This window comes from Enterobacter cloacae complex sp. IR5412 (assembly GCF_049237385.1).
GTDB lineage: Bacteria > Pseudomonadota > Gammaproteobacteria > Enterobacterales > Enterobacteriaceae > Enterobacter > Enterobacter intestinihominis.
Genome location: NZ_JBMKHQ010000005.1, coordinates 206,508 through 220,122, shown reverse-complemented (window position 1 = coordinate 220,122; position 13,615 = coordinate 206,508). Strand labels below are relative to the sequence as shown.

Sequence of the window (13,615 nt, the reverse complement as noted above, 5' to 3'; positions counted from 1 at the left end):
TCCCTGGGTAAAGGACCAGTGGCTACGCTGAAGCGTGAGGAATAGCGGCTGTCCGCGACGGGATTCAATCAACGGCGGAATAGGCAGCGGCTGTTGCTGCCCGGCGGCGCTGGCTGTCCGCGGCATCGCACCCGCACAAAGGGCGATACCCGAAGCCTGAATAAACTGACGCCGACTGAGTGACATATAAGCTCCATCTGAAACGACTAACAACGCGGGAATTCGTTTTCCCTTGAACGAAACCGGGTTAAATCTTACCGGCGGCTTCTCGCTCTGCAACTTCTTTATCGAGCTGTGCAATGTGCTGAGCCATCAGCTCGCGGCAGTGCGTGGCCAGCTCGCGCACCTGGTCTTTACCGTATTTGGAGGTATCCACCGGCGGTAGCATTTCGACAATGACCAGTCCGTTTTTCAGACGGTTAAGATTAATCTTATTCGATGTATTGGAAACGCACACGGGAATAATTGGAACGCCTGCCGCAATTGCAGCATGAAACGCGCCGGTCTTGAACGGCAGCAGGCCGCGACCGCGGCTGCGCGTCCCTTCCGGGAACATCCAGATTGAGATCCGGCGCTTTTTAAACTGATCCACCACTTCCGCAATGGTGCCATGCGCTTTCGCACGGTTGTTGCGGTCAATCAGCAAGTTACCGGTGAGCCAGTACAGTTGGCCGAAAAGCGGGATCCACAGCAGGCTCTTTTTCCCGACGGTTACGGTCGGCGGAATAACAATATTTGAGGCCGTCACCATATCGTAGTTGTTCTGATGGTTAGCGATATAGATGGCGTTACCGAAATTCTCCGCCCCTTCAGGCAGACGCTTTTCAACCTTCAGGCCGAACAATGGCGCAAGGCGACCAAACATGTGCCCGAACGTCGCGACATGTTTTGGGTTACGCGGGCTGAACAGGCAATAAATCGATCCGAAAATACAGACCAGAATGCAGTAAATAACGGTAAGAATAAGACGAACAATGTATAGCATAGCGACCTCTGAAGCCCTGACAGCTGACAATTATACTTCACCTGTGGCCAGGTAAGGACTTTATTACGAGCGCGTATTGTTAATCGCAACGCACGAATTAACAACGTTTTTACGGGAAATTTTATGGTAATCCCCCTCCGGAAAGAGGGGGGATGAAACAGGTTACTCTTCGCTGTCGTCCGCTTTGCTGCGCGCCGGCGAGTCGATCTCCACGCGGTCGATGCGCTGCAGGCCACGCATCAGTGAGCCGCGACGTCCGCGCTCGCCAACCACCTTCTGCAACTCTTCCGGACGCAGTTTGATCTTACGTTTGCCGACATGAATGGTCAGCGTGCTCTGCGGCGGCAGCAGGAAGAGATGCGCCAGGCTATCTTCGCCTTTTGCCGCTTCCGCTGACGGGATACTGATGATCTTGTTGCCCTTCCCTTTCGACAGCTCCGGCAGATCGCTGACCGGGAACATCAGCATGCGTCCGGCAGCGGTGATCGCCAGCAGCATATCGCTTTCGTTCTCGATGATCAGCGGCGGCATGACGTGGGCGTTATCCGGCAGGCTGATCAGCGCTTTACCGGCGCGGTTACGCGACACCAGATCGTTAAAGGTGCAGATAAAGCCGTAGCCAGCATCAGACGCCATCAGCAGTTTTTGATCGTCGGCTTCCATCAGCATATGGTCAACCGTGGCGCCCGGCGGCAGCGTCAGCTTGCCGGTCAGCGGTTCGCCCTGCCCGCGCGCGGACGGCAGCGTGATCGGATCAATGGCGTAGCTGCGGCCCGTGGAGTCGATAAACGCCACCGGCTGGTTGCTCTTGCCCTTCACCGCCGCCTTGAAGCTGTCACCGGATTTGTAGCTCAGACCCGGCGCGTCGATATCGTGGCCTTTGGCGCTACGCACCCAGCCGCTCTGGGAAAGCACGATGGTCACCGGCTCGGACGGCAGCATGTCGTGCTCGTTCATCGCCTTCGCTTCTTCGCGCTCATGCAGCGGAGAACGACGGTCGTCGCCAAAGGCGTCGGCATCGGCCTGCAACTCTTTCTTCAGCAGGGTGTTCATCTTGCGCTCGGACGCCAGAATCGCCTGAAGCTGATCGCGCTCTTTTTCCAGCTCGTTCTGCTCGCCGCGGATCTTCATCTCTTCCAGCTTAGCGAGATGGCGTAGCTTCAGTTCGAGGATCGCTTCAGCCTGGGTTTCGCTGATGCCAAAGCGCGACATCAGGGCAGGCTTAGGTTCGTCCTCGGTACGAATGATCTCAATCACTTCGTCAATGTTGAGGAACGCCACCAGCAAACCTTCGAGGATATGCAGGCGCTTAAGCACTTTCTCCAGGCGATGGTTCAGACGGCGGCGCACCGTATCGCGGCGGAAGGCCAGCCATTCGGTGAGGATCTCCAGTAGGTTTTTCACCGCCGGGCGACCGTCCAGACCAATCATGTTCAGGTTGATGCGGTAGCTTTTTTCCAGATCGGTAGTGGCGAACAGGTGGTTCATCACCTGCTCCATATCCACGCGGTTAGAGCGCGGCACGATCACCAGACGGGTCGGGTTTTCGTGGTCCGATTCGTCACGCAGGTCGTCCACCATCGGCAGCTTTTTATTGCGCATCTGGGAGGCAATCTGCTCCAGCACCTTCGCGCCGGAGACCTGGTGCGGCAGCGCGGTGATCACCACGGCGCCATCCTCTTTGGTCCATACCGCGCGCATGCGCACGGAGCCGCGGCCGTTCTGGTAGATTTTACGGATTTCCGCACGCGAGGTGATGATCTCGGCTTCGGTCGGATAGTCCGGCCCCTGCACGATATCCAGCAGATCGTCCAGCGAGGTTTTTGGCTGCTCAATCAGGGTGATGGCGGCTTTCGCCACTTCACGCAGGTTGTGCGGCGGAATGTCCGTCGCCATGCCCACGGCGATACCGGTCGTGCCGTTCAGCAGGATGTTCGGCAGACGCGCAGGCAGCATTTTCGGCTCCTGCATCGTACCGTCGAAGTTTGGCACCCAGTCGACCGTACCCTGCCCCAGCTCGCCCAACAGCACTTCGGCATATTTAGACAGGCGGGATTCGGTATAACGCATCGCCGCGAAGGATTTCGGATCGTCCGGCGCCCCCCAGTTCCCCTGGCCATCCACCAGCGGATAGCGGTAAGAGAACGGCTGGGCCATCAGCACCATCGCTTCATAGCAGGCGCTGTCACCGTGCGGATGGTATTTCCCCAGCACGTCACCGACGGTACGGGCGGATTTCTTGAACTTGGCGGTCGCATTCAGCCCCAGTTCGGACATCGCATAGACGATGCGGCGCTGAACGGGCTTCAGGCCATCCCCGATAAACGGCAACGCCCTGTCCATGATGACGTACATGGAGTAGTTCAGGTAGGCGTTTTCCGTGAATTCATGTAGCGCGAGGCGCTCTGCCATATCGCTCATTACGTGTGATTCCTCAACTCAGAAACCGATGGGTTTCAGGCAATATTGCCGCAGATACTACCTCATCTGGCGAGTTGAGTCACAAAGAAAAAGGGCCGCTCATGCGGCCCTTTCCGGGTTATTTGTTCAGCTTGATAACCTGCTTCACGTCGATTTCAAACTCGTTCCAGTCTTTATCGATTTTACCCTGCAGTTCGACTTTATCCTGTGGCGTCACCGTCACGCCGTTCCAGCGCTTGTGGTCGATCTCCACCACCACCGTGCCGCTTTCATCGCGGAAGGTGTAACGGTCATCGGACAGGCGCTCGGTAATATTACCGCGCAGCTTCACCCAGCTGTCGTCCTTCATATCTTTGACTTTAGCCGCGGTAGTGAGGTTGGCGTTATTATCGACAAAGCCACCCTGCTGGGTTTGCGTCTGGGTCTGTGTCGCAGATGGGCCAGAGAAGCCACCCTGTGCAGCAAAAACAGGGGCAGTGGTCATCATCATGATGGCAGCAATTGCAGCGTATTTTTTCATCTTAATCTCTCCCTTTAATGTCGTTTCACAATCCATTAAACAGGGTAAACCTTAACAACTTCTTAAGGGGAAAATTTATTTATTTTTACTGTACAGCAGGCGCTTGCAGAAGGTTTACTGACGGCATCAAGGAGGAAATATGCGCATTTTACTGGTAGAAGACGACAAGCTCATCGGCGATGGCATCAAAGCGGGCTTAAGCAAAATGGGCTTTAACGTGGACTGGTTTACCGACGGTAAAACCGGGCAGGCGGCCCTGTACACCGCGCCGTACGATGCCGTGGTGCTGGACCTGACGCTGCCGGAAATCGACGGGCTTGAGATCCTGCGCGCCTGGCGCGAAAGCGGTAAGAGCGAACCGGTGCTGATCCTCACCGCGCGGGATGCGCTGAATCAGCGCGTCGAAGGGTTACGCCTGGGGGCGGATGATTACCTGTGTAAGCCGTTCGCGCTGATTGAAGTGGCAGCCCGCCTCGAAGCGCTGGTGCGCCGCAGCCACGGGCAGGCGCGCAGCGAGCTGCGTCACGGCAAGGTCACGCTCGATCCGGCAAGTCTCGTCGCCACGCTGGAGGGCGAAACGCTGGTGCTCAAACCCAAAGAGTTCGCCCTGCTGGAACTGCTGATGCGCAACGCGGGCCGCGTGCTGCCGCGCAAGGCCATCGAAGAGAAACTCTACAACTGGGATGATGACGTCTCCAGCAACGCCATCGAAGTCCACGTTCATCATTTACGCCGCAAGCTCGGCAGCGAATTTATCCGCACCGTGCACGGCATCGGTTATACCCTGGGTGACGCATGAAACTGACCCAACGCCTGAGCCTGAAGCTGCGCCTGACGCTCCTCTTTTTGCTGCTGTCCCTGGCGGCCTGGTTTGCCGCAAGCGTGGTGGCCTGGCACCAGACGACCGACAAGCTCGATAAGCTGTTCGATACCCAGCAGATGCTGTTTGCCAAACGGCTGCTGACGATGGACGTGGACGAACTCCGCGCCCCGGAACGCATGCGCGAGGTGCCGAAAAAAGCCAAACACGGCCATCTTGACGACGATGCGCTGGCCTTCGCAATCTTCACCGCAGACGGCAGCATGGTGCTTAACGACGGTGAGAACGGGCGCGACATACCTTATCACTACCGCCGGGACGGATTTGATGACGGTCGGTTGCAGGATGACAACGACGAATGGCGTTTCCTGTGGCTGACCTCCCCGGACGGGAAATACCGCGTGGTGGTTGGCCAGGAGTGGGAGTACCGACAAGATATGGCGCTGGACGTGGTCAGCTCGCAGCTGACGCCGTGGCTGGTGGCGCTGCCCGTAATGCTGCTGTTGCTGATTGTCCTGCTGAGCCGGGAACTGAAACCGCTGAAAAACCTGGCGCAGACCCTGCGTTCACGCTCGCCGGATGCGACCGATACGCTGCCCACCCACGGCGTGCCGACGGAGGTTCGCCCGCTGCTTGATGCGCTTAACCATCTTTTCGCCCGTACGCAGGAGATGATGGCCCGCGAGCGCCGCTTCACCTCGGATGCCGCTCATGAGTTGCGCAGCCCGCTTGCCGCGCTGAAGGTGCAAACCGACGTGGCGCAGCTTTCCCTTGACGATCCCGGGGCGCAGTCTAAAGCGCTGGGGCAGCTGCATGCGGGCATCGACCGCGCCTCCCGGCTGGTGGATCAGCTTCTCACCCTGTCGCGCCTGGATTCACTGGATAATCTTGATGACGTCGAACCCGTGATGATGGCCGATTTGCTGCAATCCGCGGTGCTGGATATCTGGCATCCGGCGCAGCAGGCGGGCATTGATATTCGGCTCAACGTCAACGCGCCCGAGGTGATGCGTCACGGACAGCCGCTATTGCTGAGCCTGCTGGCGCGTAACCTGCTGGACAACGCCGTTCGTTACAGCCCGCGCGGCAGCGTGGTGGACGTGACGCTGAACACCCAAAGCTTTACCGTGCGCGACAACGGCCCGGGCATTTCAACCGATGCGCTGGCGCGTCTCGGCGAGCGCTTTTATCGTCCACCGGGCCAGGACGCCACCGGCAGCGGTCTGGGGTTGTCTATCGTGAAGCGCATCGCGGCGTTACACGGGATGCGCGTCTCGCTGGGCAATGCGCCTGAAGGGGGCTTTGAGGTGACCGTCAGCTGGTAGCCATTATTGCGCTGAGCGCAAAAGACTTTGCACATTTTGCTTATTTTTCCGCTCCGTCCTCGCGCGTAGAATACCTGGCATACTCTCAGCATCGAGGACAAATAATGAGCAACATTCTGATTATCAACGGCGCGAAAGAATTTGCGCACTCTAAAGGCCAGCTCAATGACACCCTGACCGAGGTCGCGGATGGTTTCCTGCGCGACGCCGGACATGATGTTAAGGTTGTGCGCGCGGACAGCGATTACGACGTGAAGGCCGAAGTGCAGAACTTCCTGTGGGCCGACGTGGTTATCTGGCAGATGCCGGGCTGGTGGATGGGCGCACCGTGGACCGTGAAAAAATACATGGACGATGTGTTTACCGAAGGTCACGGTTCGCTGTATGCCAGCGACGGCCGCACCCGCTCAGACGCGTCTAAAAAATACGGTTCCGGCGGCCTGTTGCAGGGCAAGAAATACATGCTCTCCCTGACCTGGAATGCCCCGCTTGAAGCGTTCACCGAGCAAGATCAGTTCTTTGAAGGCGTAGGCGTAGACGGCGCGTATCTGCCATTCCACAAGGCGAATCAGTTCCTGGCTATGGAGCCGCTGCCGACCTTTATCGTCAATGACGTAATTAAAATGCCGGACGTCCCACGCTATATCGCAGAATATCGCAAGCATCTCGCGGAAATTTTTGCTTAACTGGTAGCCTGGAATTAGAAGGAGTTAATTATGCTTACCGTTATTGCTGAAATCCGTACGCGTCCTGGCCAACATCACCGCCAGGCGGTGCTGGATGAGTTCGCAAAGATCATCCCGACCGTACTGAAAGAAGAAGGCTGCCACGGCTACGCGCCAATGGTGGACGCCGCCACCAGCGCAAGCTTCCAGGCGACCGCGCCAGACTCGATCATCATGGTTGAGCAGTGGGAAACCGTCGCGCACCTTGAAGCGCATTTGCAGACCGCGCATATGAAAGCGTGGAGCGACGCGGTGAAAGGGGACGTTCTGGAAACCCATATTCGTATTCTGGAGCAAGGGGTCTAAGTTCTGTGAAATTTGCCGGGTAGCACTGCGTTTACCCGGCCTACAACTTCCCTCCCAGGCCCGGTAAGCGTTAACGCCACCGGGCTTTTTTTATCACCTTAACACTCAACTGCTATGCTTATTCTGACTTCATGTTAAACAGGAGGATGGAATGGGTCTTTTTAATTTCGTAAAAGAAGCAGGCGAAAAGCTGTGGGACAACCTGACCGATCATAAGGGTCAGAGCGACAAAATCACCGAGCACCTCAAGAAACTCAACATTCCCGGTTCCGATAAGGTTCAGGTTGACGTCACCGACGGCAAAGCCAGCGTGACGGGCGACGGGCTGACGCAGGAGCAGAAAGAAAAAATCCAGGTCGCCGTCGGCAACATCGCAGGCGTCAGCGAGGTGGAGAACAACATCACCGCGACAGATGCCAAAGATGAAGCTACCTACTATACGGTGAAATCCGGCGATACCCTGAGCGCGATCTCTAAAACCGTGTACGGCGATGCTAACCAGTACAACAAGATTTTTGAGGCTAACCGCCCTATGCTCTCCAGCCCCGATAAAATCTATCCCGGCCAGACGCTGCGTATTCCTAAAGCATAACGTCTAAAAGAGTCGGTTCACGTCGCGCAGAGGAACAGAATGAAAATAGCTTGTCTTGGCTGGGGTTCGTTAATCTGGAAAAGCGGCGCGTTACCGGTAGCCGGTGAGTGGCAGACCGACGGGCCTTCTTTGCCCGTCGAGTTCTGTCGGGTCAGCGATGGCGGTGAACTGGCGACCGCCATCTGTATGAATGCCCCTGCCGTGCCGGTGCTTTGGGCATGGCTGGAGGCCACAACGTTGAGCGTGGCCTGCCGCGCTTTGCGTGAGCGCGAAGCCATTCCCGAGGATCGCTGCGATGGCATTGGCTCGCTGCTAATCACCGGACGCGACACGGGTATCCTGACAACATGGGCCAGGGAGAAAGGTATTGAAGCGATCATCTGGACCGGGCTCCCGCCGAGAAGCGCGTCACAGGAAGGCAGGGTTCCTGCCGTGGACGAAGCCATCGCTTATCTCGACGGCCTCAGCGGAGAGACCCGCAGCCATGCGCAGGACTATATTTGCCGCGTGCCTGCCCAGCTTGATACGCCCTACCGGCGCGTCATTAAAGACGTGCTTGGATGGTAATCCCCCGGCCAGTTACCAGTACAGTTTCCAGCTCCGGGTGAAACGCACCAGCGCCTCAACGTAGAAGTAATCTCCCCAGCTTGCGCACTCATCCACGCCTTTGTTGCTCCCGAGGTGGTAAACCGAGTGTTTAAGCAGCCCGTTGCCCTTTTCTTCTCTCCCCATCAGATAGTGTTTCGTCAGTGACGACATAATCCCTTTAGCCCACTCCATATAGCGCTCGCGATCCGGATCCGTGACCGGCAGGTGTTTCACCAGCTCCAGCAGCCCACATACCGCAATCGCCGACGAGGAAGAGTCACGCAGCGCGTCGGTGCCCACCAGCGCCAGATCCCAGTGGCAGACGTAGTCGTCGGGCAGGCGATTGAGGAAGTAGTTCGCCAGCCGTTTTGACAGGGCGATCATCGTCTCGTCGCCGGTATAGATATAGCTCAGCAGGAAGCCGTAAATTCCCCACGCCTGCCCGCGTGACCAGCAGGAGTCGTCGGCGTAACCCTGCTGGGTGTTGCCGTAGCGCGGTGCGCCGGTTGTCACATCCATATAGTAGGTGTGGAATGTGGAGGCATCGTCACGAATGAGGTACGTCGCCGCCTGCATGACGTGCGCTTTTGCGGCGTCGGCAAAGCGCGGATCGCCCGTCTGCTCCGTTGCCCAGTAGAGCAGCGGCAGGTTCATGTTGCAGTCGATGATCATCCGCCCGGCCTGGTCCGGATCGGAGAGATCGCCCCACGCCTGGATGATCTTCGTCTTCTCGTGGAAGCGTTCCAGCAGAGCTTCCGCCGCCAGCAGCGAGAAGCCGCGCGCCTCGCGGTTTCCGGTCAGCCGCCACGCGGCTACGCAGGAGAGCGTGTAGAGGAAGCCTAAATCGTGGGTGTTGGTGTCGTTGCGCCCGGCGATGCGCAGGCCAAACGAGCGCACGTGTTTTTCCGCCATCGCGCGGAATTTTTCCTCGCCGCTCATCTCCCATGCCAGCCATAGCTGCCCGGTCCAGAAGCTGGTGGTCCACTCCACGTTGTCAGTCAGCGGATAAAAACCGTTCTGGCAGGTTTCCGCCGGGAATTTGTCGCCGAACTCCGTTAAATGACGGCTAATCAGGTCCAGAACGTGGCTGCGCGCCGAATTCAGTTCATCGCTGAATGCGCGGGAGTCAACGGGCGCAGCGATAACAGGCAGACGTTCTTCTTTGATACGACTTAACATATTTCGGTTCCTTCTTTGACGGCGTAATTTATCGTGTTGACGTTTCTGCTACGTTCAGCGCACGAGCCCCGCGCCATTTGCTCTGACAGGCGGATAACGTAAAAGCAGAAATAAGGGTAAAGGTCAGCGCCGTTGCGCCCATGATGATATAGGTGTGCTCAAAGCCAATACGGTCATACATATAGCCGGCAGGGGAAGAGACCACCACGTTGCCAACGTAGAGCATCGCCTGATAGCCGAGTAAATACATAGTGGCATTGACGCGCTTGTCGAAATGCTCGGCGATATATTTAAATACCGACACCAGCAGGAGACAAATTTCCAGACCGTACAGCGGCTTAAGCACTGAAATTAACAGGTGAGAATCACACATGCCGGAAATAATCAGACGCGCCCCGACCACCAGCCCGACAATTAATAGCCCGCGTTTGGCGCCAATAAAGTTCACAAACAGCGGGACCACCATATACATGACAAATTCCATGCCCGACTGCACGGTCCCGAGATAACCGAATACCGCGTTGCCCTCATGAATATCATCGAAGAAGGTGACGAAATAGCGCGAGAACTGCTGCTCGGCGATAAACATCATCCACGCCACGCCCGCCACGTACAGGCAGAAGGCCCAGAATTTGCGGTTTCGCAGCAGGGCGTAAACGTCTGACGGGGCGATTTTCTCTTTCGTCAGCACCTCGCCCGCGTGAATGGAGTTAGTGTTCACTTTCAGGCTCAGCAGGACGATCAGCATCACCACCGACGCCACGCTGCCGAGAATAAAGTTATACGCCGGTGAGAGGTTAAACAGCAGGCCGGAGAAGGACGATGCCACCGCCCAGCCGAGCGAACCCCACATGCGAATTTGCCCGAACTCCATGCCGTTTAAGCGGCTAAAGCGGTCGGAATAGGATTCACACGCCGCCACACCCGCGTACCAGGCAAAGCTTAAATAGAGCGCGCCGATAATAATCCCCAGCAGGGTATTAGACATTAACAGCGGCTGGTATACGTAAATAAAGAACGGCGCCATCAGGGCCGACATGATCACCACAAAATAGAGCAGGTATTTGCTCATGCCGATCTTATCGAGAATATAGCCGTAGATCGGTTTAAGAATAACGGAGAATATCCCGTTCACCGCAAAAACGGTTCCAATCACCGAGCCGCTGAGATTGGCTTTCTGGCCAAGCCAGATCGCCAGCAGTCCAATACTGGCAGACCAGGTAAAGAAATAGAGAAAGATAAAGCTACTGATTTTGTAATATTCAGTTCTGTTAGTTGTCGATGTGCTTTTCATATCATCCTCGCCGACGTGTAGGGCCAGATTTTTATAATGTGAACGAAAGCTTACGTTCGCTTCCGGGTTCGCTAATGACGACCCGGCTATGGGTTATATTCAGCTGCGGCGTCGCCGGAACGGGCTGTTTTCCGTCTGCCAGAACGGCGCAACAGAGCCAGCTTTCCCCTTGCGGGAGGTCGGCCTTTAACAACGGAATGGAAGCGCACTCCGCAAACATAATGCTGCTGTTCGGCGGCGTGACGATGCTGTCTGGCTGGCGGTGAATGACCGGCGAAAGATCGACAATGACGCTGCTGCCGTTTTCAGCCATCAGATAACAACCGCGATCGCGCACCTGGTGGGCGGTTTTCATCACCGCAAAGCCGCCCTCGACGGTTTGCAGAGTGCGCGCGCTGTTGATGCGGTGCAGGCGCAGGTGCCACTCCCCGAACGGGATCTGCCAGGTCGCAATCTGCACGTCGCGCCACGGCGACCAGCGCGAGAAAATGTAATGTTCATCCACCCGAACCTCTTCGCACTCGCGACGACCGCGGAAATAGTCATCTTCGTCCGCCAGCAGCAGCATGGAATCGCAGGCGGCATGCTTCAGGCCAAATCGTCCACGCTCAATGGTGAATCCGAAGCGGCTGGAGTAGGCAAATTTGGTGTATTTCGCTTCGGTGTTGACGTAGTTATTCAGCTCCAGCTGACCAGCGGTGAGCATGACGACGTGCTGCGAAGCTTTCGAATGCATCAGGATCTGCTGCGCATGCGGGATCACATGTTTTTCAGCAAGCGCGGGCAGCGGCTGCTCGTCGGCCTGCCAGAACGGATGCGCCTCCGGCAGCGCCAGGATCAGGTAGGTTTTCAGCGCCCAGTACGGTGAACCGGGGGAATTGTAATCCTCGCACATCGCCAGGTTCGGATACGCAAACCCCAGGGTAAGAATACCGTCGCGATCGACAATCGACTGCTGCTGCCACCAGCGCAGATGCCGCAGCACAATGCCCTTCACGATACCCGGGGTGAAGACGTCCAGCTGAGAAAAGGCCACCGCGCTCCAGAAGGCAACCATGGCAAAGCGGTAGGTCAGGCTGCGGCCAAACGGCACCGAGGCACCATCGGCGGCGGACCAGTAGATAAAGTCTTCCGCGAACAGACGCGAGCGCTCGCGCAGCACCTTTGCCCTCGCCTCGTCGTCACTCAGGGTGGCGTAAATCAGGCCGTAAAAATGGAAAGCCATGGAGATGTAATAGTCTTTCGGGCGGCCGGGACCGTCGGAGTACCAGCCGTCGCCGAGATAGTAGGCGTCCATCAGCGCAAAGCGGTGGTCAATGGCGGCCTGATCGTACGGCAGGCTGGCGCGCTTAAAGCCGAGCTGGACCATAATGGCAAAATAGTTCCAGTTGCTGTCCGGCATCTGCGCGTCGGTGATTTGGTTGAGCCACGCGTGCAGGTTAATCACCTCGCGCCCGGTAAAGTGCGCGGTGAGTTTATCTCCCAGCAGAGCGAGCCCCAGACCGTAGGCCGCCATCTCCACCAGACGCTGATCGTACGGGCCGGTTTCACCCCAGTAGCCGGTGCTTTGCGGGTCGGTACCAAGCTTAATGGCAGTAAGGTACTTCTCGCTGAACGGCGTGCTTTCGCCGGATGCCATCAGCGGAAACAGCCCCCACAGCGCGCGGGAAAGTCCCTCCATCTGCGCAATATCCGCTGTGTAATGGGCGCAGGTATCACCCAGCGAGAATCGTGAACGGTTCGCCGGAAATTGCGTGTCCAGCGCCTGTAAAAGTGCATTCAACGACGCCACCACCTCCTGGCGTGAAGACAACGGATTTGATTTTTCTTTGTTTGCCGCCCACATCGGTTCGCCCTCGTAATCAACTGCGGCAAAGCATAGTGAATCCGCAAGGGGCAGAAATGTTAGCCGTGTCACAGGCATGAACGATGAATAAACCTCCAGTTGAGAAAATTTAAAAAGGTGGTTTATAAAGACGGTCAGACGGGAAAAAGTTGAGTTTTATTGCACTATGCGCGACACGCCGACATCCGATCTTCTGGAACTGATCGCCCTGAACGATACCGTGGCCTCGTTCAGCCGCCTGTTTGCCAATACCGTGCGCTACCATCACTGGCACCAGTGTCTGGAGATCCTCTATGTGGAAGAGGGCTTTGGGGTGGCGATTGTCGATAATCGTCACTACACCATGCGCCCCGGACGGCTGTTTTTCTTCCCGCCTTTTACGCTGCACAAGGTCATGGTGGACGAACAGGCGGAGGCAATTTACCGCCGCACCATTATTCATCTCGACCAGCACGCGGTGCTGAAGATCCTGCGGGATTTTCCCCAGACCCGGCAGCGTCTGGAGCGGCTGTCACGCCGTGGCGGCGAAGCGTGGGTCGCCGATTTAGCCCACTTCCATCACCATATCGACCATCTGTTTAGCTGCTATAAACCGCCGATGAACGGCGAGAGCATCGCCAGCCTGCTGATAGGCCTGTTCGCGATGCTGCCCGACGATCGCGACGGCGAGCCGGGAAACAGCCAGGGGATCGCCAGCCAGGTGATGTTTTGGCTCGACGAGCATTATCAGGAGAAATTTCGTCTGGATGCGCTGGCCAATGAGCTGGGAAAATCCCGCAGCTACGTATCGCGAAAATTCCATGCGGAAACGGGCGAAAAAATACACGACTACCTGAATACGCTAAGGTTGCGTAAGGCGTGTGAGTGTTTACTCCACACTGATTCGAGCGTGCGTGACATTGCCGCACAGACGGGTTTTTCCGACGTGACGTGGTTTATCAGCGCGTTTAAAAAAGGGATTGGCGAGACGCCGCTGCAGTACCGGAAGAACCATCGTGCGGTTTGACGCCCTCA

14 protein-coding genes are annotated in these 13,615 nt (G+C 57.0%); 7 read left to right on the top strand and 7 right to left on the bottom strand.

The genetic code is table 11. The annotated features are described in order from the left end of the window. The 4 genes from ACOTX2_RS11610 to ACOTX2_RS11595 form a co-directional block, all read right to left on the bottom strand. Window positions 1–186: twin-arginine translocation signal domain-containing protein (locus ACOTX2_RS11610; protein WP_421625919.1), on the bottom strand; the 186-nt coding region annotated here is incomplete at its 3' end. Between the two features lie 61 nt (window positions 187–247). Further along, a complete protein-coding gene (gene plsC, locus ACOTX2_RS11605; protein WP_022649406.1) occupies window positions 248–985 on the bottom strand; it encodes a 1-acylglycerol-3-phosphate O-acyltransferase in 738 nt (245 codons plus the stop codon). Between the two features lie 162 nt (window positions 986–1,147). After that, window positions 1,148–3,406, bottom strand: coding sequence for a DNA topoisomerase IV subunit A (parC, locus tag ACOTX2_RS11600; protein WP_023298608.1), 2,259 nt, complete (start codon window positions 3,404–3,406; stop codon window positions 1,148–1,150). A 118-nt stretch (window positions 3,407–3,524) separates the two neighbouring features. Next, window positions 3,525–3,926, bottom strand: coding sequence for a YgiW/YdeI family stress tolerance OB fold protein (locus tag ACOTX2_RS11595; protein WP_022649408.1), 402 nt, complete (start codon window positions 3,924–3,926; stop codon window positions 3,525–3,527). Between the two features lie 139 nt (window positions 3,927–4,065). Here ACOTX2_RS11595 and qseB point away from each other — a divergent pair, with 139 nt between their 5' ends. The 6 genes from qseB to ACOTX2_RS11565 all read left to right on the top strand — a co-directional run bounded on the left by qseB (window position 4,066) and on the right by ACOTX2_RS11565 (window position 8,261). Beyond that, window positions 4,066–4,725 (top strand): quorum sensing response regulator transcription factor QseB, encoded by a 660-nt coding sequence (gene qseB / locus ACOTX2_RS11590; RefSeq protein WP_063147389.1) that lies wholly within the window; start codon window positions 4,066–4,068, stop codon window positions 4,723–4,725. Beyond that, entirely contained in the window at window positions 4,722–6,071 is a 1,350-nt protein-coding gene (gene qseC / locus ACOTX2_RS11585) for a quorum sensing histidine kinase QseC (RefSeq protein ID WP_023306956.1), read from the top strand. Before qseB ends, qseC begins: the two co-directional genes overlap by 4 nt. Window positions 6,072–6,175: 104 nt before the next feature. Continuing rightward, on the top strand, window positions 6,176–6,757 hold the full coding sequence (locus ACOTX2_RS11580; protein ID WP_022649411.1) for an NAD(P)H-dependent oxidoreductase: 582 nt from the start codon (window positions 6,176–6,178) through the stop codon (window positions 6,755–6,757). Between the two features lie 30 nt (window positions 6,758–6,787). After that, complete coding sequence (locus tag ACOTX2_RS11575) at window positions 6,788–7,102, top strand: putative quinol monooxygenase (protein ID WP_003862506.1); 315 nt, start codon at window positions 6,788–6,790, stop codon at window positions 7,100–7,102. 151 nt (window positions 7,103–7,253) lie between these two features. Then, window positions 7,254–7,694, top strand: coding sequence for a peptidoglycan-binding protein LysM (lysM, locus tag ACOTX2_RS11570; RefSeq protein ID WP_022649412.1), 441 nt, complete (start codon window positions 7,254–7,256; stop codon window positions 7,692–7,694). 39 nt (window positions 7,695–7,733) lie between these two features. Further along, on the top strand, window positions 7,734–8,261 hold the full coding sequence (locus ACOTX2_RS11565) for a hypothetical protein (RefSeq protein WP_022649413.1): 528 nt from the start codon (window positions 7,734–7,736) through the stop codon (window positions 8,259–8,261). Window positions 8,262–8,273: 12 nt separating this feature from the next. On the opposite strand, the gene ACOTX2_RS11560 is transcribed toward ACOTX2_RS11565, so the two are convergent. From ACOTX2_RS11560 to ACOTX2_RS11550, 3 genes are read right to left on the bottom strand one after another with little or no spacing between them, the layout of a single operon-like run. Next, window positions 8,274–9,461 (bottom strand): glycoside hydrolase family 88 protein, encoded by a 1,188-nt coding sequence (locus tag ACOTX2_RS11560; RefSeq protein ID WP_063147388.1) that lies wholly within the window; start codon window positions 9,459–9,461, stop codon window positions 8,274–8,276. Between the two features lie 28 nt (window positions 9,462–9,489). Further along, a complete protein-coding gene (locus ACOTX2_RS11555) occupies window positions 9,490–10,755 on the bottom strand; it encodes an oligosaccharide MFS transporter (protein ID WP_022649415.1) in 1,266 nt (421 codons plus the stop codon). 31 nt (window positions 10,756–10,786) lie between these two features. Next, on the bottom strand, window positions 10,787–12,601 hold the full coding sequence (locus tag ACOTX2_RS11550) for a DUF2264 domain-containing protein (RefSeq protein WP_063147387.1): 1,815 nt from the start codon (window positions 12,599–12,601) through the stop codon (window positions 10,787–10,789). Window positions 12,602–12,767: 166 nt separating this feature from the next. Between ACOTX2_RS11550 and ACOTX2_RS11545 the strand changes: the two genes are divergently transcribed. Beyond that, a complete protein-coding gene (locus tag ACOTX2_RS11545; protein ID WP_022649417.1) occupies window positions 12,768–13,607 on the top strand; it encodes an AraC family transcriptional regulator in 840 nt (279 codons plus the stop codon). The last annotated feature ends 8 nt before the right edge of the window (window positions 13,608–13,615 follow it).

What these genes read in the sequence shown, in the direction of transcription:
- ACOTX2_RS11575 (WP_003862506.1), top strand. Translation starts at nt 6,788, where the DNA reads ATGCTTACCGTTATTGCTGAAATCCGTACGCGTCCTGGCCAACATCAC.
- ACOTX2_RS11565 (WP_022649413.1), top strand. Translation starts at nt 7,734, where the DNA reads ATGAAAATAGCTTGTCTTGGCTGGGGTTCGTTAATCTGGAAAAGCGGC.
- ACOTX2_RS11560 (WP_063147388.1), bottom strand. Translation starts at nt 9,461, where the DNA reads ATGTTAAGTCGTATCAAAGAAGAACGTCTGCCTGTTATCGCTGCGCCC.
- parC (WP_023298608.1), bottom strand. Translation starts at nt 3,406, where the DNA reads ATGAGCGATATGGCAGAGCGCCTCGCGCTACATGAATTCACGGAAAAC.
- lysM (WP_022649412.1), top strand. Translation starts at nt 7,254, where the DNA reads ATGGGTCTTTTTAATTTCGTAAAAGAAGCAGGCGAAAAGCTGTGGGAC.
- ACOTX2_RS11595 (WP_022649408.1), bottom strand. Translation starts at nt 3,926, where the DNA reads ATGAAAAAATACGCTGCAATTGCTGCCATCATGATGATGACCACTGCC.
- ACOTX2_RS11550 (WP_063147387.1), bottom strand. Translation starts at nt 12,601, where the DNA reads ATGTGGGCGGCAAACAAAGAAAAATCAAATCCGTTGTCTTCACGCCAG.
- qseB (WP_063147389.1), top strand. Translation starts at nt 4,066, where the DNA reads ATGCGCATTTTACTGGTAGAAGACGACAAGCTCATCGGCGATGGCATC.
- ACOTX2_RS11545 (WP_022649417.1), top strand. Translation starts at nt 12,768, where the DNA reads ATGCGCGACACGCCGACATCCGATCTTCTGGAACTGATCGCCCTGAAC.
- plsC (WP_022649406.1), bottom strand. Translation starts at nt 985, where the DNA reads ATGCTATACATTGTTCGTCTTATTCTTACCGTTATTTACTGCATTCTG.
- ACOTX2_RS11580 (WP_022649411.1), top strand. Translation starts at nt 6,176, where the DNA reads ATGAGCAACATTCTGATTATCAACGGCGCGAAAGAATTTGCGCACTCT.
- qseC (WP_023306956.1), top strand. Translation starts at nt 4,722, where the DNA reads ATGAAACTGACCCAACGCCTGAGCCTGAAGCTGCGCCTGACGCTCCTC.
- ACOTX2_RS11555 (WP_022649415.1), bottom strand. Translation starts at nt 10,755, where the DNA reads ATGAAAAGCACATCGACAACTAACAGAACTGAATATTACAAAATCAGT.